Raw genomic sequence first — 17,402 nt, 5'->3', positions numbered from 1 at the left:
CGCCGTCAAACCACCTCGTGGTCCTGCTGCAAGAGCTTATCGCGCTGCGCACGCAGCCCGGCAAAGATCGATTCCGCGACACGCGCGGGGAAATGCCGTGGCAGTCTTGCGGCGACGTGCTCGATGGCGGGGTCGGTCGCATCGATGAGTTCCTGCATGATGCCGTCCACCGACGCGGCATCCAGCCCGACTTCGTGTGCGTGCGTGTACCAGTGCCGGCGGCGGATCTCGCCGAGGCGATAGTGCAATCCGCTGGCCCCTTTCACGCCCATCGCCAGCTTGGCGCGCTGGGGCGCGAGCTGCGCGCGCCGGGTGCCGATGATGGGGTGCGCCGAAAGGATGTCGTACAGCGGCGTGGCGTGGTACCTGCCGCCGGCCAGCAGGGCAATGCTGAAGTTCTTGGCATGGCCATCGGTGGCGGCCAGCATCCAGAAAAAGATCTGTGCCTTGTAGAAGTCGAGGACGTCCTGCTCGCGCTGCGACGAGTTCAGTACGTTTCTGATGATGGCGGTGATCCCCGGTCCGCCGTCCGCCTGGTATTTGCGCAGCGGCGATACGCCCAGCGCCTGGCACATGTCTTCCTGCGGCAGACGGACGATGGCGCCCGCACCCGTGGAGCGGCGGTCGAAACGCTCGACGACCAGCGCTTTCTGGTCTTCGAAGTGCGCGATTTCGCATCGAGCCACTGCCAGGCCGTACGCGGCGGCCAGCTGTGCGCATAGCCATTCGTTCTCGACGGATTCGTGCATGTCGGCCCGCATGGCACCGACCAGGCCCAGGGGCAGTTTCAGGATATGCGTGGTGGGTGTGCTGCCGCGTGGCCGGAACCATAGGCCCTGCTGGCGCAGCAGGGCGGTTTTCTCCTGTGCGCCGGCGATCGAGAGCCGCAGGTCGCTGGTACGGTCGTCGTGACCCAGCGGCGTGCCGCTGACAGCCGACCTCAGGATCAGCGCGATATCGGCGTCGGTCAGCGGGTCGGCATCGATACGGTCCAGGCCGGCCGGGCTTTCATCCGGCGGCAGTAGCTGGATGGCGCCGACGCAGTCACGGCCCAGCACCGCCAGCAGATCGAAGGGAGCGGCGCTGTCGGCGCGGTGATGCTGCGCCAGCCGGCGCCGGATGACGTCGCTGTCCGGCAGCAGGTTATCGAAGAAGTCATCGACGATCGCGCCCTTGTAGGGGGTGTTGCCCAGGCGGAAGGGCAGCGACAGGGACAGCGGGCGGCCGCCCGGGTCGTCGATCCAGGCGTCGCTGTACGTCAGCGAAGAGCCGCCCGGTTCGTTGCGCCACGCGCCGACTGCCGAACCGTTCATCCAGATGTTCAGCTGATGTGGCTTTCGGGCCATGTCACCACTCCAACTTGGACGCGTTGGCGTCCTGTTGGTCCATAGGGCGCAGGTGGACCTCCACGCGCAGCATTTGCAGGACGGTGAACAGGCGTTCGACGCTGGCCTTGGCGGGCGCGGCCTCCAGCTTGGCGTAGCTTTGCTGGCTGATGCCCAGGCGTGCAGCGAGCTGTGCCTGGGTCAGGCCCTTGGCCTTGCGGAAGCCTTGCAGCACGGGCCGCAGTTGCTGCAGGGTGCGGACGGGAAAGTCCATATGGGCTCCGGTAGACGGACTGGATACAGTCTATCGGTTGTACTGGCCAAATACAACTCAAAGGTAGTATTTCGCTTTTACGCCTTCCAGGCTGTATTCGATAAAAACAGCCTGTAAGTAGTAAAGACCGCCTGCCCGGCTATTCCCGATTGCCACGCCCCAGGAAATGGCTGGGACGGCGCAGCGCCGGATCGAAAGGATTGATCTGCGCGCCGATCGCGCGGGCTTCCTTGTGCAGCATTTCGACGATGAGCGGCAGGCGTTCGCCGCTCAGGCGCTCCTGCGGAGCGGCGACGCTCAGGGCCGCGACCGTATCGCCGTTGCGGTCCTCGATCGGCACCGACAGGCCGGCGATGCCGGGATAGAGGCCCGGCCCGTCGCTGTACGCGTAGCGCGATTCCAGGCATTGCTTGATGCGCACCCGCATGGAGATTTCGTCGATGAAGCCCAGGTGGTGCAGGCGCGGGATGTTGAAGCGGATCACTTCCTCGCGCTCGGCGGGGGGCAGGCTGGCCAGCAGGATCAGTGCGCCCTGGCCCAGGCCCAGCGGCACGCGGCCGCCGATGTCGCCGGTGTGCGAGCGCACCGGGAAGGGGCCGTCGATGCGGTCCAGGCAGATCGCGTCGAAACCCTGGCGCACCAGGATGAAAATCGTGTCGCTGAGCATGCCGCACAGCCGCAGCATGGAAGGCCGATAGATTTCCCGCAGGTTGGAACGGTAGCGTCCCGCCGCCGACCCCAGCGCGTAGAAGGCCACGCTCAACTGATAGGCCTTGCCGCCGGCGGGCTGTTCCACCGCGTCTTCCTGGATCAGGCCCTGGAGGACCCGGTGCGCGGTGGCGGGCGCCAGGCCGGTGCGCTTGGCGATTTCGGTGAGCCGCAGCGCTTCGCCCTTGGCGTCCGCCAGGGCGCGCAACACGGTGAAGGCGCGCTGCAGGACGCCCTGGGCGTTCGAATCCGCCGGTGTACCCGATGGCTCCCCAGACGCCGAATCAGGCGGGGCACCGCGCGCGCCGACGGCGCCCGCGTCGGCGGTTCCATTTTCCATACCGTCGGAAGAAGTCATCCTGGATTCCATCCGTTCGCATAAGTCGGGGCAATGGCGTCATCGTAATTCTATACAACGGAAAAATACACAGAAATAATCGGCTGTACGGAAAAACCCCATTGACCGGCCTTGGCTGGGAAACCTAGACTGCGCTGGCATTGAGCAGCGTCGGCCCCCGGGCGGGCCGAAATCCTTCACACAACACGGCGGGGCCTGGCATGTCATTTCTGCGCCTGGAAAAGCTTTCCAAGGACTACGGCGATCTGCGCGTCGTACAGGATCTCGACCTGGTCGTGGAGCAGGGCGAATTCGTGTCCCTGCTGGGGCCTTCGGGCTGCGGCAAGACGACCACCCTGCAGATGATTGCCGGCTTCGCCGAAGTCACGCGCGGCCGGGTGGTGCTGGACGGCCGCGACATCACCCACGCGCCGCCCAACACGCGCGGCCTGGGCATCGTGTTCCAGACCTATGCGCTGTTCCCGCATCTGACGGTGGCGGACAACGTGGAGTTCGGGCTGTCCATGCGCAAGGTGGCGCGCGCGGAACGCCGCGAGCGCACCCGCGAGGCGCTGGCGCTGGTCAAGCTGGACCAGCACGGCGACCGCTATCCGCGCGAGCTGTCCGGCGGCCAGCGGCAACGCGTGGCGTTGGCGCGCGCGCTGGTTATCCGCCCGCCGGTGCTGCTGCTGGACGAGCCGCTGTCGAACCTGGACGCCAAGCTGCGCGAGGATATGCAGTTCGAGCTGCGGGCCATCCAGCGCAAGACGGGCACCACCACCCTGATGGTCACCCACGACCAGGCCGAGGCCTTGTCGATCAGCGATCGCGTGGTCGTGATGCAGGAAGGACGCGCGACGCAGATCGACCGTCCGTACCGGATGTACGAGCATCCGGGCAGTGAGTTCATCTCGCGCTTCGTGGGCAAGACGAATTTCCTGCCGGCCACGGTGACGCGGGCGGGCGCGCGCGCGGAAGTGCGCAGCGGGGAGTTGAGCCTGGACGTCGACGGGCAGGGCCTGCGCCAGGGCGACGCCGTGCGCGTCTGCCTGCGGCCGGAAAAGCTGCTGCCGGTGGCCGCCGGCCAGGGCCGGCTGACCGGCACCGTCACCACCCGCTATTTCCTGGGCAGCCAGTGGATGTACGAGCTGGACACACCGCTGGGCGTGCTGACCGTGCTCACCCCCAACGACGGCCGCGCGCCCCACGACGATGGCGAACGCGTCGGCGTGGACTGGCAGCCCGACGTCGTCCGGGTGCTGCCGGACGTCGGGCGGCAGGAGGGTAAACAATGAGCGCGCCGGGCCGCCCCAAGCGCGAATCCTCCCCCGGGGAGGGGGGCGCGCAGCGACAGGAGGGTAAACAATGAGCGTTCCGGGCCGCAGGCTGGATGGCCTGCCCGCGATGCTGGGCTCGCTGCCCATCGGCATCGTCTTCCTGGCGCTGGTCGTCACGCCCCTGGGCCTGACCTTCGTCCTGACCTTCCGCCCCTTCGACTACAACACCGGCATACAGGCCGGCCTGACGCTGCACCACTACGCCACGGTGCTCAGCGATCCCTACTTCCTGGGCATCTTCTGGCGCACCCTGTGGATCTCGGTGCTGACCACCGCGATCTGCGTCGCCGTCGGCGTGCCGGAAGCCTATATCCTGAGCCGCATGCGGGCGCCCTGGCGTTCGATCTTCCTGCTCGCGGTGCTGTCGCCGCTGCTGATCTCCCTGGTGGTGCGCGCCTTCGGCTGGAGCATGCTGCTGGGCCCCGCCGGCCTGCTGGGCCAGGCGGCCCGCGCGCTGGGACTGGGACCGCTGCTGTACACGCCCACGGCCATCGTCATCGGCCTGGTGCACATCATGCTGCCCTTCATGATCATCCCCGTCTGGACGTCGCTGCAGAAGCTGGACCCTTCGGTCGAGCATGCCGCGTATTCCCTGAACGCCTCCCGCCTGCAGACCATGCTGCGCGTGGTGCTGCCGCAATGCATGCCGGGCGTGCTGTCCGGCAGCCTGATCGTGTTCGGCCTGAGCGCCAGCTCCTTCGCCATCCCCGCGCTGCTGGGCGGCCGCCGGCTGAAGATGGTGGCCACCATCGTCTACGACGAGTTCCTGACCGAACTGAACTGGCCGCTGGGCGCCACCCTGGCGATCCTGCTGCTGGTCGCGAACATCATCATCATGATGGCCTACAACCGCGTCATCGAGCGGTCCTATCGCCGCAGCCTGGGATAACACATGCTGAAGAACGGTCCCCTGGCGCTCGCCTTCAATGCCCTGGTCGTGGCCTTCGTGCTGGCGCCGCTGGTCGTCGTCTGCCTGGTCGCCTTCACGCCCGCGTCGACCCTGAGCATCCCGATCCACGATTTCTCGCTGCGCTGGTTCCGCGCGCTGTTCGCGCATTCGGATTTCATGCAGTCCTTCCGCAACAGCCTGCTGCTGGCGACGCTGTCGGCCACGCTGGCGGTGTGCCTGGCGCTGCCGGCCGCCAGCGCCATCACGCGCTACAAGTTTCCGGGTCGCGACCTCCTGAACGGCCTGCTGCTGTCGCCGCTGATGATTCCCCACCTGGTGCTGGGCGTCGCGCTGATGCGCTTCTTCGCCCTGATCGGCAGCGCCGGCAGCTTCACCTGGCTGGTGGCCAGCCACGTCGTCGTCGTCACGCCGTACGTGCTGCGCCTGCTGGTCGGTTCGTTGACCGGCTTCGACCGCTCCGTCGAGCATGCGGCGCTGTCGCTCAGCGCCAGCCGCGCCACGGTGTTCTTCCGCGTCACGTTGCCGCTGATCATCCCCGGCGTCTTCGGCGGCTGGCTGCTGGCCTTCATCAACAGTTTCGACGAGCTCACCATGTCGGTGTTCATCACCGCGCCTTCCACCATCACCTTGCCCGTGCGCATGTACATGTACGCGACCGAGTCCATCGATCCCATGATGGCCGCCGTATCGGCCACCGTCATCGCGCTGACCGCCGTCGCCATGCTGCTGCTGGACCGCGTCTACGGCCTGGACCGCGTCCTGGTGGGGCAGCGATGAACGCCACGCCATCGCAAGCCCTGCTGACCCGGCTGGCCGAGCGGGATCGCGCGCCGGTGGACTTCATGCTGGACGGCCGCCCGCTGCGGGCGCTGGAAGGCGACACCGTGCTGACCGCCGTCCTGACGCACGCCGACCATGTGCGCGAAACCGAATTCAGCGGCGCCCCGCGCGCCGGTTTCTGCATGATGGGCGCCTGCCAGGATTGCTGGATGCGTCTCGAAGACGGCACCCGCCTGCGCGCCTGCACCACGTTCATCGCGGCCGGCATGCGGCTGCTGTCGAACGCACACAAGGAGGACCGCCATGAACCCGGCCGCTCCGCCTGAACCGCGCCCCGTCATCGTCGGCGCCGGCCCGGCCGGCATACGCGCCGCCCAGGCCCTGGTCAAGGCAGGCCTGCGCCCCATCGTGCTGGACGAAGCCCAGCGTGCCGGCGGCCAGATCTATCGCCAGCCGCCCGCCGGCTTCCAGCGTTCCGGCCGGGAGCTGTACGGCTTCGAGCACCGCAAGGCGGCGCGGCTGCACGCGACGATGCGCGACCTGATGCCGGCCATCGACTACCGCCCTGGCGCGCTGGTATGGAATTGCGAGGACGGCGTGCTGGACGTGCTGCGCGACGGCAGCAACGAGACCATCGCCTACAGCCACCTGATCCTGGCCACCGGCGCCACGGACCGCGTGCTGCCCTTCCCGGGATGGACCCTGCCCGGCGTCTACACCCTGGGCGGCGCGCAGGTCGCCTTGAAATTCCAGGGCTGCGGCGTGGGCCAGCGCGTGGCGTTCATGGGCACGGGCCCGTTGCTGTACCTGGTGGCGTATCAATACGCCAAGGCGGGGGCCCAGGTGGCCGCCGTGCTCGACACCGCCACCACCGCGGCTCGCCTGTCCAGCCTCCCCGGCATGCTGCTCGCCCCCGGCCTGGCGGCCAAGGGCGTGTACACCATGGGCTGGCTGCGCCTTCACGGCATACCCATGTACAGCGGCGTGCGGCCGGACCATGCCATCGGCTACGAGCGTATCTCCGGCCTGGTGTGCCGGCAGGGCGAAGGCGACGGCGGCAAGCCGCTGCGCATCGCCTGCGACGCGCTGGCCTATGGCCTGGGCCTGCGGTCGGAAACCCAGCTGGCATCGGTGGCGGGCTGCCGCTTCGATTATCACGAACGTGATAGAGCGTGGTTGCCGGTCAAGGACACGGCGGGACGCGCTTCCGTTCCGGGCATCTACCTGGCGGGCGATGGTGCGGGCATCGCCGGCGCGGACGCCGCCGAATTGGCGGGCGAGCGCGCTGCCCTGGCGCTGCTGGCCGACCTGGGCATGTCCGTGGACGCCGCGCGCGCCAAGGTGCTGCGGCGCAAGCTGGCGCGACAGGAGCGTGTGCGCGATACGCTGGAACGGGCGTTTCCTTTCCCCGCCGACTGGGCCGCGTCGCTGGACGACGACGTCGTCCTGTGCCGTTGCGAGGAAATCACCGTCGGCGCGTTGCGCGCGTCGGCGCATATCGAGGGCACGCGCGAATTGAATCGCGGCAAGGCGCTGACGCGCGTCGGCATGGGCCGCTGCCAGGGCCGCATGTGCGGCGCGGCCGCGGCCGAAGTGCTGGCGCGCGCCAGCGGCGTCGCGCTGCCGCAGGTGGGCTGGCTGCGCGCCCAGCCTCCCGTCAAGCCCATACCGATCCAGCTGTTTTCGCTGGACGCGCGGGAAGCGCCGGATTCCGCGCTGTCAGGCGGGGGACGCTGATGCAGGCGCTGCGAACCGAAGTCGCCATCATCGGCGGCGGCATCGTCGGCGCCAGCGCGGCGCTGTTCCTGCGACGGCGCGGCGTGCCGGTAATCTTGCTGGACGCGGGCGCCTGCGGCGCCAAGGCCAGCGGCGTCAACTACGGCGGCGTGCGCCGCCAGGGCCGTTCGCTGGCGCAGATGCCGCTGACGCAGCGCGCGCACGAACTCTGGGCGGACCTGCCCGGCCTGATCGGCACGGACGGCGAGTACCAGCGCTGCGGCCATCTGAAACTGGCGTACACCGACGCCGACATGGCCGAGCTCGAACGGTATCGTGCCGCCACGCGCGGTTTCGGCATGCATCTGGAGATGCTGGACCGTGCCGCGCTGGATCGCCGCTTCGGCTGGCTGGGCCGTGGCGTGGTCGGCGGCTCGTTCTGCGCGGAAGACGGCCATGCCAATCCGCGGCTGGTGTCGCCGGCCTTCGCCCAGGCCGCGCGCCACGCCGGCGCCGACGTGCGCGAACAGCTGCGCGTCGTGGACGCGGCGCGCGACGGCGACGGGTTCATCCTGCGCTGCGCGCCCTCAGCGTCATTCGTGTCGTCCGCGCTGTCCGCCATCGCGACTTCGACTGCGACTGCGACTTCGACTGCGACCGCCACCGCGGCCGCCGATGCCGCCGGCCCCGCCGCCACCCTCGACATCCGCGCCCGCGTGTTGCTGAACTGCGCCGGCGCCTGGGCCGGCGGTTTCGCCGCGCGCTTCGGCGAGCCGGTGCCGGAAACCTCCATCCACCCGTTGATGATGGTCACCGAGCCCCTGCCGCGTTTCATGACAGCCAGCCTGGGCGTGCAGGGCGGCGGCATCTACGCGCGCCAGGTCGATCGCGGCAACTGCGTGATCGGCGGCGGCCGCGGCGTGTCGTCCAGCCCGGACTACGCGCGCCCGGGCCGCGCGCAGATCGGCACGCTGCTGGCCAAGGCGGCGGCGCTGCTGCCGCCCTTGCACGGCGCCCACATCATCCGTTTCTGGTCCGGAGTGGAAGGCAACATGCCCGACCACAATCCCGTGCTGGGCCCCAGCGTTACCACGCCGGGGCTGTTCCACGCCTTCGGATTCTCCGGCGCCGGCTTCCAGGTCGGCCCGGCGGCGGGCGAAGTCCTGGCCGACCTGGCCGCGACCGGCCGCACCGCAATTCCCATCGATGCATTCCGCATCGACCGATACGCTGCCGATGCTCATGCGGCCGCGCTTCGTCTGCATACAGGCCATGGGCAAGAGCTGGAGTCGACATGAGCAACCGCAATCGAGATACCCAATCACGCGCCCTGCGGCTGGCGGGCGCCGCCCTGGTGGCCGCGCTGTCCATCGTGCCGGCCGGCGCCTGGGCGCAGCAGAAGACCCTGTACGTGGGCATGAACGGCGGCGATATGGAGCGCGCCTTCACTCAGCACGTGTTCCCGGATTTCGAAAAGGCCAACAACGTCAAGATCGTGGTGGTGCCGGGCACTTCCACGGAAATCCTGGCCAAGGCGCAGGCCTACAAGGACTCGCCGCAGATGCACGTCATGTTCCTGGACGACGGCGTGATGGCGCGCGCGGCGTCCATGGGATTGTGCGAGAAGCTGCGCGACGATCCCGTGTTGAAGGATCTCTATCCCACCGCCGTCATGAAGGACGGCATGGCCGCCGGCATCGACATGGGCATGACCGGACTGGGCTACAACACCCGCCTGTTCAAGAAGAACGGCTGGGCCGCGCCGACCTCGTGGATGGACCTGGCCGATCCCAAGTTCAAGGGCAAGGTGGTGTTCCAGTCGGCGTCGAACAGCACCTTCGGGCTGCACGCCTTCCTGATGTTCAACCGCATCGAAGGCGGCGACGACCAGCATACGGATCCCGGCTTCGCCAAGTGGAGCAGCACGATAGGCCCCAACGTGCTCGAGTACATCCCCAATTCCGCCAAGGTCGCGGAAATGATCCAGTCGGACGAAGCGGCCATCTTTCCGCTGACGCCCACCGCCATCGCGCGCCTTAAGAAACGCGACATCCCGGTGGAATACGCGCAGCCCAAGGAAGGCTCGGTCATCCTGATGGTGGGAGAATGCGTGATCGCCAAGAACAGCGAACCGGATCTGGCGCAGAAGCTGGCGCTGTACCTGCTGTCGCCGCAGGCGCAGGAAAACGCCTTGCGCTACGGCGGCCACTTCCCGTCCAACCGCAAGGTGCAGGCCGATCCCGCCAACCAGGACACGCTGAAGCAGTTCCAGACGTATATGGAAACCGCCAAGGTGCTGGACTGGGACACCATTAACGCCACGCGCGCCGCCTTCAATGCGCGCTGGAACCGCACGGTCGAGCGTTGACGGGACACCCGCCACGCAACCGCCACGCCCCCCGCCACGATACGCACAGGAGACCCGCCCAGTGAGCGACACCACTTTCGATTTCCAAGGCAAGGTCGCCGTCGTGACCGGCGGGTCCCAAGGCATAGGCGAAGCCTGCGTGCGTCGCCTGGCGCGGGCCGGCGCCGCGGTCGCCATCTGGGACGTGGCCGATGCGCCGGGCCAGGCCCTGGCGGAAACGCTGTCGCGCGACGGCGCGCGCGTCGGCTACGTGCGCTGCGACGTCGCCAGCAAGGCGTCCGTCGATGCCGCCGTGGCCGCCACGCGCGCGGCTTACGGCCGCATCGATCAACTGGTCAGCAACGCCGGCATCGTGCGCCCGTGCAGCTTCCTGGACATCACGGAAGACGATTGGGACGCCGTGCTGGACGTGAACCTGAAAGGCGCCTTCCTGGTCGGCCAGGCCGTGGCGCGCCTGATGGTGGAGCAGGGCGGCGGCGCCATCGTCCACATGAGCTCGGTCAACGCCGTCATGGCGATCCCGACCATCGCTTCCTATAACGCCAGCAAGGGCGGGCTGGCGCAGCTGACGCGCGTCATGGCGCTGGCGCTGGTCGACCACGGCATACGGGTCAATGCGGTCGGCCCGGGTACCATCGCCACCGAGCTGGCGAGCAAGGCCGTGCTGGCCGACGAAGCCACGCGGGCGCGGCTGATGAGCCGCACGCCGATGCGCCGCCTGGGCGAACCGGCGGAAGTCGCCGACGCCGTGGCCTATCTGCTGAGCAACGCGTCCAGCTACATCACGGGCGAGACGCTTTACATCGATGGCGGGCGGCTGGCGCTCAACTACACGGTGTGACCGTCAGTACGAGTGTTCCTGCGCCGGGAAGCTGCCGTCCTTGACGGCGCGCACGTAGGCCTGGACGGCTTCCTGGATGCTGCCCGCGCCTTCCATGAAGTTGCGCACGAAGCGCGCCTTGCGGCCCGGGAAGACGTTCAGCATGTCGTGCAGCACCAGCACCTGCCCGGTACATCCGGGACCCGCGCCTATGCCTATCGTCGGGATGTTCACGTCCGCGGTGATCTCGGCGGCGAGCGCGGCAGGCACCATCTCGTACAGCAGCATGCTGGCGCCCGCGTCGCGCATGACGCGCGCCTGCTGCTTCAGGTAGGCCGCGCCTGCCTCGTCCTTGCCCTGCACCCGGTAGCCGCCCAGCGCGTGCACGAACTGCGGCGTCAGGCCCATGTGCGCGCACACCGGTATGCCGCGTTCGGTCAGGCAGGCCACGATATCCGACATCCACGGCGTACGGCCGTCCATGCCTTCGACCTTGACCATCTGCGCGCCGGCCGCCATCAGGCGGGCCGCGCTGGCGTAGGCCTGCGCGGCCGATTCGTGATAGCTGCCCCAGGGCATGTCCGCCAGCACCCACGCCGTCTTGTTGCCGCGCACGACGCATTCGGTGTGGTAGATCATCTGCTCCAACGTCACGGGCAGGGTCGACGATTGTCCCTGCACCACGTTGCCCAGCGAATCGCCGATCAGCAGGATGTCCACGCCGCTGCGGTCCAGCAGCGCCGCGAAGCTGGCGTCATAGCAGGTCAGCATGGCGATTTTTTCGCCGCGCTGGTGCATGGCGGACAGGGTGGCGAGGGTGATGGGCTTGCGCGGCGCTTGCTCGCCGTCGGTGACGGTGGGATACATGGGCGTGCCTGAGAGTGGATGAACGTGGCGGCGCATTGCCCCGCGGCATGCACCTATAGGGCGCATTCTATCGGCTGCGGCGGCGGAATGCAGGCCGCCGGCCGCCCGCGCGAACGCACCGTGGACTAAGGCGTTATTCGCGCCTTTCGCCGATTCGAAAGGATGGCCGGACGGACTAGGATGGCGCAGGCGGGCTCGGGCGTGGGCGGGACCTGCCGTGTGCCCATGCGGGTCGGTATCGGAGCAGGTATGTCGCTACGGAAGTTCTTCCAGCGTCTTCTTCAGGCGGGGGTCGGCCGCATCGCGGGCGCCGCGATTCCTGGCTGCATGGGCCAGCTGGCGCTGGGGGCGGCGCTGGGGTTGGTGACGGGGTTGGAGATCACGCCGGCCATGGCGGCGCCGCCGATGGATGCCAACCAGGCGCGCGAGATCGCGGCCGACGCCTATGTCTATGCCTATCCCATGGTCCTGATGGACGTCGCGCGACGCGTGCAGACGAATGTGCAGGCGCCCGACACGTCCCTGGGCGCCGGCGCGCCGGTCAACCGATTCGCGCATATGAGCCGCGCCGCGGAGCCGCTGCTGCACGGGCTGCCTTACCCCGACCTGGACACGCTGTGGTCGCAGCTGTGGTTCGACGTGTCGCGGGAACCGCTGCTGATCGACGTGCCCGATGCGCGCGGGCGCTACTACGCCATCACGCTGACGGACATGTGGGCCGATGCCTTCGCCGCCCCGGGCAGCCGCACCGTGCAGGACGGCGCGCGCGTGTACGCCATCGTCGCGCCCGATTGGCATGGCAAGCTGCCCAAGCCGGCCGAAATCATCCGCGCGCCCACGGCGGCAGGCCTGCTGCGCGTGCGCATCGCCTATGGCGGCGTGCGCGACCTGGGGGGCGCACAGGGTTTCCAGATGGCGCTGGACGCGACACCCTTGTCGCGCTGGGGCAAGAAGACCGTACCGCCGGACGGCCAATTCGACGTGGCGCTGTCGCGGCGCGCGCCGGTCGACCAGGTCGCGGAGATGAAGCCGCAGGCCTACTTCGCGGCCTTTGCCGAACTGGTCTCGCGCTATCCGCCGCACGCGGGCGACGGGCCCATGTTGCAGCGCATGGCGCGGCTGGGCCTGGTTCCGGGGCAGCGTTTCGACTGGGCCAGCCTGCCTGCCAATCTGCAGGCGGCGGTGGAGGCCGGCGTGCAGCGCGGACAGGCCAGCGTGCGTTCGCCCGTCCAACCGCGCCCGCGCGGCGGCGACGCGTGGCGCATGCCTGACCGGCGCCTGGGCAGCTACGGGACGGATTACGCCCTGCGCGCGCGGGCCGCGCGTGCGCAGGGCGCGGTGGCCTTGCCGGAGGACGAGATCGTGCTGCGCGCGCACGCGGATTCGGACGGGCGTCCGCTGGACGGCAGTTTCCGGTACGAAGTGCGCTTCGACCGTGGCCAGTTGCCGCCGGCCGACGTGCTGTGGTCGATGACGCTGTACAACGACCGCCGCGAGCTGTACGACAATCAGGTGAACGTGTATGCGATGGGCACCCGCCATCCGTTGACGCCCGGGCAGGGCGGTGTCCTGACGGCCTATGTGCAGTACGCGCAGCCGACCGGCGAGCAGGTCCGCAACTGGCTGCCCGCGCCGCAGAGCGGCCGTTTCACGCTGGTCATGCGCCTGTACCAGCCGGGGCAGGACGCCATCGAGGGCTTGTGGCAGCCGCCGACGATACGGCGGATCCAGTAGGCGTTCAGCCCGCCAGGCCGCCGAACACGGAGGCGGCCACCAGCATCACGCCTACCCACAGATTGGCGCGGAACAATCCCAGGCCGAGTTCGGGCCGGTCCAGGTCGAGCCTGCGCAGCTGCCAGGCCAGGTGGATGCCGATCAGCACCATGCCGACCGCATAGGGCCAGCCCATGCCGATGGCATAACCCCCCCAGGCCCACAGCGCCAGCGTGGCGGCGTAGAAGCCGCCGATCCAGGCCTTGCCCGCCGCGCCGAAGCGCAACGCGGTGGAATGCAGGCCGAGCCGCCGGTCGTCGCGCACGTCGATGTACGCATAGATGGTGTCGTAGCCGATCTGCCACAGGATGGTGCCGATATACACCGCGATCGCGCCCAGGGGGACTTCGTTGCGCGTGTCCGACCAGGCCATCAGCATGCCCCAGTTGAAGCACACGCCCAGCACCGCCTGCGGCCAGTAGGTGATGCGCTTGCACAGGGGATAGATGACCACGATGGGCAGCAGCGCGACCGCCAGCCAGCGGCTCATGGGATTGATGGCCAGCAACAGCGACGCGCACACGGCCAGCTGCGCGAACAGGAACCAGAGGGCCTGCCGCAGCGTCAGCTGGCCGCTGGTCAGCGGCCGGTAGCGCGTGCGTTCGACGTGCTTGTCGATGTCGCGATCGAAAATGTCGTTGATGGTGCAGCCGATGCCGCGCATCAGCAGCGCGCCCAGCGAAAAGACCACGACGCGCCAGGGTTCGGGCCAGCCGCCCGCCGCCTGGGCCAGCGCGGCGAGCGCGGGCAGCAGGGTCAGCCAGGTGCCGATGGGCCGGTCCAGGCGGCACAGCCGCGCGTACGGCCCCCACGAGCGGGGCAGCCAACGGGCCACCCAGTCGTCGAACTCGATGTCGTTCAGGTCGATGGCGCCGTCGGGGCCGCGCCGCGCTTGCTGCGTGGACATGCCGCCGGCCTCAGCCCAATTGCGCCTTGATCAGGCGGCCCAGCGTGGCCATGCCGCTGCGGATTTTCTCTTCCGGCACGGTGACGAAGCTGAGCCGCAGCGTATTGCGCGGCGACGGCGTGTTGGCATAGAAGGGCTGGCCGGGCACGAAGGCGACTTTTTCGGCGATGGCCTGTTGCAGCAATTGCGCCGTGTCGATGCCTTCGGGCAGCGTGACCCAGATGAACATGCCGCCTTCCGGACGGGTCCAGGTCGCCGCGGCGGGGAATTCCTGCTGCAGGGCGTCCAGCATGTAGCCGCACTGCTGGCGATAGAGTTCGCGCACGGTGGGCAGGTGCTTGGCCAGGAAGCCGTCCTTGACGATTTCGTACACCGCCATCTGCGTCAGCGTGGACGTGTGCAGGTCGGTGGCCTGCTTGGCCTGCACCATCTTGTCGATCAGCGCGCGCGACGCCGCGATGTAGCCCAGGCGCAGGCCGGGCGCCAGCACCTTGGAAAACGAGCCCATGCGGATGACATGGGCGCCGGCTTCGCCGCCCAGCGACAGCAGGCTGGGCTGATGTTCGCCGGCGTAGCGCAGTTCGCCGTAGGGATCGTCTTCCACCACCGGCAGGTTCAGGCGGGCGGCCTGCTGCACCAGGGCTTCGCGGCGATGGCGCGTCAGCGTGCGGCCGGTGGGGTTCTGGAAGTTCGGCAAGGCGTACAGGAAACGCGCGCCGCGGGCGGTCGCCGGCGTCAGCGCTTCGGGAATCAGGCCGCCTTCGTCCGAAGCCACGGATTCGTAGCGCGGCTGGTACAGGCTGAAGGATTGCAGCGCGCCCAGGTAGCTGGGCGTTTCCACCATGACCTTGCTGTCCTTGTCGATCAGCACCTTGCCCAGCAGGTCCAGCGCCTGCTGCGAGCCGGAGACGATCAGGATCTGCTCGGGCGTGACGTGCGCGCCGTTGCGGTTCAGGTCGTCGGCGACCCAGGCCCGCAAGGGGCTGTAGCCTTCGGTCGGGCCGTACTGCAGCGCGGAGCGGCCATTCGAAACCAGTACCTTGTCGAACGCTTCGCGTACGACTTCCACCGGGAAGCCGCTGGGGGCCGGCAGGCCGCCCGCGAAAGAGATGACGTCCGGCCGCTCGGTGACTTTGAGGATCTCGCGGATGGCCGAACTGGTCAGCTGCAGGGCGCGTTCAGAAAAGGTGCATTCGGGTTCGAAAGGCTTGTCCATGGAAGGTGGCATCAAAGAACGGGTGGAAAGCGGCCGACGGATGGGCCGCGCGAAGGCCGAGCCGGGCCCGGGCCGGAACGGCATCCGGGCGCAAAACCAGGACGGGGGATCAGGCGGCGGGTAAGAGGGACGGCAAAGCGGTATTCTCCCACTTTTTGCGAGGATGCCCGGCCCGCGTCCGTGGATTGTGCCCAAATGCGCACGTCCCGGCAGTGTCCCCGTTTTCAAGGGGCGACGCGGGGGGCGATCCCGGAGCCAACGCCATGTTTACCGCCGCGCCATCCACCGCCGCCAGCAAGTCCGAACACTATGCCGAACTGGTCGACCAGGCGCGCGGGCTGTTGGCCGGCGAGTACGACCGTATCGCCAACGCCGCCAATTTCTCCGCGCTGGTCTACCAGTCGCTGTCGGAGCTGAACTGGGCGGGCTTCTATTTCTACGACGGCAAGGAACTGGTGGTCGGGCCATTCCAGGGCAAGCCCGCCTGCGTGCGGATCGCGCTGGACCGCGGCGTCTGCGGCGCGGCCGCGAGCCAGCGGCGCACCCAGGTCGTGCCGGACGTGCATGCCTTTCCCGGCCACATCGCCTGCGACGCGGCATCCCGATCGGAAATCGTCGTGCCGCTGGTGCGGGATGGCCAGCTGATCGGCGTGTGGGACGTCGACAGCCCGGTGCCTGGTCGTTTCGACGACGAGGATCGCGTCGGCATGGAGGCGCTGTGCCAGGTATTCCTGGACAGCCTGCGGGCATAAGGCAGGGTATGATCCCGCTCATGGCTACGCGCGCCTTCCCTATCCCGCACACTACTGCCCATGCTCCTGGCATGGCGCAAGCCCGCGCGCACATCGCCAAAGCCGGGAAATGCCCCCACGCCGCGCCGGTGAAACCGGCTTGCTGCCCCCCGAGGGGGCTTTTTGACTTGGGACGGCCCGGCGTCAAAAAACAGCCGCTCACCTGACCGGAGCAGCTGTTCCGTCAGAAGAGCGACGGAACAGCGGCAGGGCGGAGGCCTACTTCACTCCATACCGATCCATACGTATCCGGCGCGCTTCCAGCGGACCGCCCACGGTCGTTCATTGGAGTCGATATGGAAACCCCCAGCCCTGCCCACGAACCTTCCACAACTTTCCGCGGCATCTGGATCCCGCTGGTCACGCCTTTCAAGCACGGTGAAGTCGACCAGGCCGCGCTGCGCCGCCTGGTGCGTCATTACCGCGCCGCCGGCGTGCACGGCCTGGTGGCCTGCGGCAGCACCGGCGAGGCCGCCGCGCTGGACGCGCGCGAACAGCTGCTGGTGCTCGACACCATCCTGGACGAAGCCGCCGGCCTGCCCGTGGCGATGGGCCTGTCCGGCAACCATCTGAACCACGCCGTCGACCGCATCCGCGAATTCTCCGCGCGGCCGCTGGCGGGCGTCCTGGCGTCCGCGCCCGCCTACGTCAGGCCGGCGCAGGACGGGTTGCGTACATGGTTCGAAGCGCTGGCCGACGCCGCGCGCGCGCCCCTGGTGCTGTACGACATTCCCTACCGGACCGGGGCGACGCTGGAAACCGCCACGCTGCTGGCGCTGGCCGCGCATCCCAATATCGTCGCCATCAAGGACTGCGGCGGATCGCTGGACAAGACCATCGCCCTGATCGCCGATGGCCGCCTGGCCGTCATGGCGGGCGAAGACCTGCAGGCACTGACCACCCTGGCGTTGGGCGGAGCCGGCGCCATCATCGCGACGGCGCACGTCAGGCCGGATCTGTACGTGGCGATGTTCGATGCCGCCGACGCGGGCCGCTGGGCGGACGCGCGCGCCATCTTCCATGCGCTGGCGCCGCTGATCCGGCTGCTGTACGCGCACCCCAACCCCGGACCGCTGAAGGCGGTGCTGGCGTCCCTGCATGGATGCGAGGACACGCCGCGCGCGCCCATGACGGCGCCGGGCGCCGAACTGCGCGCGGCGCTCGCGGCCGCCGTCGCGGCCTTGCCCTCGGCAGGCAAGTGATCTAAAACGCCAGTGGACCGCCCCGTTTGCCGGCATGACGGCGGGGCGGCGAAAAACAAGCGTCCTGGTCC

The 17,402-nt window shown here is 68.6% G+C and carries 16 protein-coding genes and 1 pseudogene; 11 read left to right on the top strand and 6 right to left on the bottom strand.

The genetic code is table 11. From position 1 onward, the window contains the following. Positions 1-5 precede the first annotated feature (5 nt). The 3 genes and pseudogenes from CAL26_RS26110 to CAL26_RS26100 all read right to left on the bottom strand — a co-directional run bounded on the left by CAL26_RS26110 (position 6) and on the right by CAL26_RS26100 (position 2,665). On the bottom strand, positions 6-1,346 hold the full coding sequence (locus CAL26_RS26110) for a type II toxin-antitoxin system HipA family toxin (protein WP_094849526.1): 1,341 nt from the start codon (positions 1,344-1,346) through the stop codon (positions 6-8). A gap of 37 nt (positions 1,347-1,383) precedes the next feature. After that, a pseudogene (locus CAL26_RS26105) lies at positions 1,384-1,599 on the bottom strand (helix-turn-helix domain-containing protein); the annotation flags it as partial. 139 nt (positions 1,600-1,738) lie between these two features. Then, complete coding sequence (locus CAL26_RS26100) at positions 1,739-2,665, bottom strand: IclR family transcriptional regulator (protein ID WP_256988592.1); 927 nt, start codon at positions 2,663-2,665, stop codon at positions 1,739-1,741. Between the two features lie 200 nt (positions 2,666-2,865). Between CAL26_RS26100 and CAL26_RS26095 the strand changes: the two genes are divergently transcribed. The 8 genes from CAL26_RS26095 to CAL26_RS26060 all read left to right on the top strand — a co-directional run bounded on the left by CAL26_RS26095 (position 2,866) and on the right by CAL26_RS26060 (position 10,596). Continuing rightward, positions 2,866-3,939 (top strand): ABC transporter ATP-binding protein, encoded by a 1,074-nt coding sequence (locus CAL26_RS26095; protein WP_094849523.1) that lies wholly within the window; start codon positions 2,866-2,868, stop codon positions 3,937-3,939. 70 nt (positions 3,940-4,009) lie between these two features. After that, positions 4,010-4,870: an ABC transporter permease gene (locus CAL26_RS26090; protein WP_094849522.1), complete on the top strand. Its 861-nt coding sequence runs from the start codon at positions 4,010-4,012 to the stop codon at positions 4,868-4,870. A gap of 3 nt (positions 4,871-4,873) precedes the next feature. Then, positions 4,874-5,668, top strand: coding sequence for an ABC transporter permease (locus tag CAL26_RS26085; RefSeq protein ID WP_094849521.1), 795 nt, complete (start codon positions 4,874-4,876; stop codon positions 5,666-5,668). Next, on the top strand, positions 5,665-5,997 hold the full coding sequence (locus tag CAL26_RS26080) for a (2Fe-2S)-binding protein (protein WP_094849520.1): 333 nt from the start codon (positions 5,665-5,667) through the stop codon (positions 5,995-5,997). Before CAL26_RS26085 ends, CAL26_RS26080 begins: the two co-directional genes overlap by 4 nt. Beyond that, positions 5,975-7,408 (top strand): FAD/NAD(P)-dependent oxidoreductase, encoded by a 1,434-nt coding sequence (locus CAL26_RS26075; RefSeq protein ID WP_094849519.1) that lies wholly within the window; start codon positions 5,975-5,977, stop codon positions 7,406-7,408. Before CAL26_RS26080 ends, CAL26_RS26075 begins: the two co-directional genes overlap by 23 nt. Then, positions 7,405-8,685 carry an NAD(P)/FAD-dependent oxidoreductase gene (locus tag CAL26_RS26070; RefSeq protein ID WP_179283533.1) on the top strand — a complete coding sequence of 427 codons (1,281 nt, stop codon included), beginning with the start codon at positions 7,405-7,407 and terminating at the stop codon, positions 8,683-8,685. The genes CAL26_RS26075 and CAL26_RS26070 overlap by 4 nt, the downstream gene beginning before the upstream one ends. Next, positions 8,682-9,755, top strand: coding sequence for an ABC transporter substrate-binding protein (locus CAL26_RS26065; protein ID WP_094849517.1), 1,074 nt, complete (start codon positions 8,682-8,684; stop codon positions 9,753-9,755). The genes CAL26_RS26070 and CAL26_RS26065 overlap by 4 nt, the downstream gene beginning before the upstream one ends. Positions 9,756-9,816: 61 nt before the next feature. Beyond that, the gene (locus tag CAL26_RS26060; protein ID WP_256988591.1) at positions 9,817-10,596 is read left to right on the top strand and encodes an SDR family NAD(P)-dependent oxidoreductase; all 780 of its coding nucleotides are present in this window, start codon (positions 9,817-9,819) and stop codon (positions 10,594-10,596) included. Positions 10,597-10,599: 3 nt separating this feature from the next. Here the strand turns inward: CAL26_RS26060 and panB are convergent, their stop codons facing one another. Then, complete coding sequence (gene panB / locus CAL26_RS26055) at positions 10,600-11,442, bottom strand: 3-methyl-2-oxobutanoate hydroxymethyltransferase (RefSeq protein WP_094849515.1); 843 nt, start codon at positions 11,440-11,442, stop codon at positions 10,600-10,602. A 249-nt stretch (positions 11,443-11,691) separates the two neighbouring features. Here panB and CAL26_RS26050 point away from each other — a divergent pair, with 249 nt between their 5' ends. Continuing rightward, the gene (locus CAL26_RS26050) at positions 11,692-13,176 is read left to right on the top strand and encodes a DUF1254 domain-containing protein (RefSeq protein ID WP_143277501.1); all 1,485 of its coding nucleotides are present in this window, start codon (positions 11,692-11,694) and stop codon (positions 13,174-13,176) included. Between the two features lie 4 nt (positions 13,177-13,180). Here CAL26_RS26050 and ubiA read toward each other — a convergent pair whose 3' ends face one another. Both ubiA and CAL26_RS26040 read right to left on the bottom strand, forming a co-directional pair. Further along, positions 13,181-14,122, bottom strand: a complete 942-nt coding sequence (gene ubiA, locus CAL26_RS26045; protein ID WP_094849513.1) for a 4-hydroxybenzoate octaprenyltransferase — start codon at positions 14,120-14,122, stop codon at positions 13,181-13,183. 10 nt (positions 14,123-14,132) lie between these two features. Next, on the bottom strand, positions 14,133-15,338 hold the full coding sequence (locus CAL26_RS26040) for an aminotransferase-like domain-containing protein (RefSeq protein WP_094849512.1): 1,206 nt from the start codon (positions 15,336-15,338) through the stop codon (positions 14,133-14,135). Between the two features lie 263 nt (positions 15,339-15,601). Here CAL26_RS26040 and CAL26_RS26035 point away from each other — a divergent pair, with 263 nt between their 5' ends. Together CAL26_RS26035 and dapA are read left to right on the top strand one after the other, a co-directional pair. Further along, positions 15,602-16,090 (top strand): GAF domain-containing protein, encoded by a 489-nt coding sequence (locus tag CAL26_RS26035; protein WP_094849511.1) that lies wholly within the window; start codon positions 15,602-15,604, stop codon positions 16,088-16,090. 335 nt (positions 16,091-16,425) lie between these two features. Next, complete coding sequence (gene dapA / locus CAL26_RS26030; protein ID WP_094849510.1) at positions 16,426-17,331, top strand: 4-hydroxy-tetrahydrodipicolinate synthase; 906 nt, start codon at positions 16,426-16,428, stop codon at positions 17,329-17,331. Positions 17,332-17,402: the final 71 nt, after the last annotated feature.

This window comes from Bordetella genomosp. 9 (assembly GCF_002261425.1).
Lineage (GTDB): Bacteria > Pseudomonadota > Gammaproteobacteria > Burkholderiales > Burkholderiaceae_B > Bordetella_C.
The sequence above is the reverse complement of the archived record's forward strand: the minus strand, read 5'-3'. Positions and strand labels throughout refer to the sequence as shown.

What these genes read in the sequence shown, in the direction of transcription:
- CAL26_RS26100 (WP_256988592.1), bottom strand. Translation starts at nt 2,665, where the DNA reads ATGACTTCTTCCGACGGTATGGAAAATGGAACCGCCGACGCGGGCGCC.
- ubiA (WP_094849513.1), bottom strand. Translation starts at nt 14,122, where the DNA reads ATGTCCACGCAGCAAGCGCGGCGCGGCCCCGACGGCGCCATCGACCTG.
- CAL26_RS26095 (WP_094849523.1), top strand. Translation starts at nt 2,866, where the DNA reads ATGTCATTTCTGCGCCTGGAAAAGCTTTCCAAGGACTACGGCGATCTG.
- panB (WP_094849515.1), bottom strand. Translation starts at nt 11,442, where the DNA reads ATGTATCCCACCGTCACCGACGGCGAGCAAGCGCCGCGCAAGCCCATC.
- CAL26_RS26085 (WP_094849521.1), top strand. Translation starts at nt 4,874, where the DNA reads ATGCTGAAGAACGGTCCCCTGGCGCTCGCCTTCAATGCCCTGGTCGTG.
- CAL26_RS26075 (WP_094849519.1), top strand. Translation starts at nt 5,975, where the DNA reads ATGAACCCGGCCGCTCCGCCTGAACCGCGCCCCGTCATCGTCGGCGCC.
- CAL26_RS26040 (WP_094849512.1), bottom strand. Translation starts at nt 15,338, where the DNA reads ATGGACAAGCCTTTCGAACCCGAATGCACCTTTTCTGAACGCGCCCTG.
- CAL26_RS26110 (WP_094849526.1), bottom strand. Translation starts at nt 1,346, where the DNA reads ATGGCCCGAAAGCCACATCAGCTGAACATCTGGATGAACGGTTCGGCA.
- dapA (WP_094849510.1), top strand. Translation starts at nt 16,426, where the DNA reads ATGGAAACCCCCAGCCCTGCCCACGAACCTTCCACAACTTTCCGCGGC.
- CAL26_RS26065 (WP_094849517.1), top strand. Translation starts at nt 8,682, where the DNA reads ATGAGCAACCGCAATCGAGATACCCAATCACGCGCCCTGCGGCTGGCG.
- CAL26_RS26090 (WP_094849522.1), top strand. Translation starts at nt 4,010, where the DNA reads ATGAGCGTTCCGGGCCGCAGGCTGGATGGCCTGCCCGCGATGCTGGGC.
- CAL26_RS26080 (WP_094849520.1), top strand. Translation starts at nt 5,665, where the DNA reads ATGAACGCCACGCCATCGCAAGCCCTGCTGACCCGGCTGGCCGAGCGG.
- CAL26_RS26035 (WP_094849511.1), top strand. Translation starts at nt 15,602, where the DNA reads ATGTTTACCGCCGCGCCATCCACCGCCGCCAGCAAGTCCGAACACTAT.
- CAL26_RS26050 (WP_143277501.1), top strand. Translation starts at nt 11,692, where the DNA reads ATGTCGCTACGGAAGTTCTTCCAGCGTCTTCTTCAGGCGGGGGTCGGC.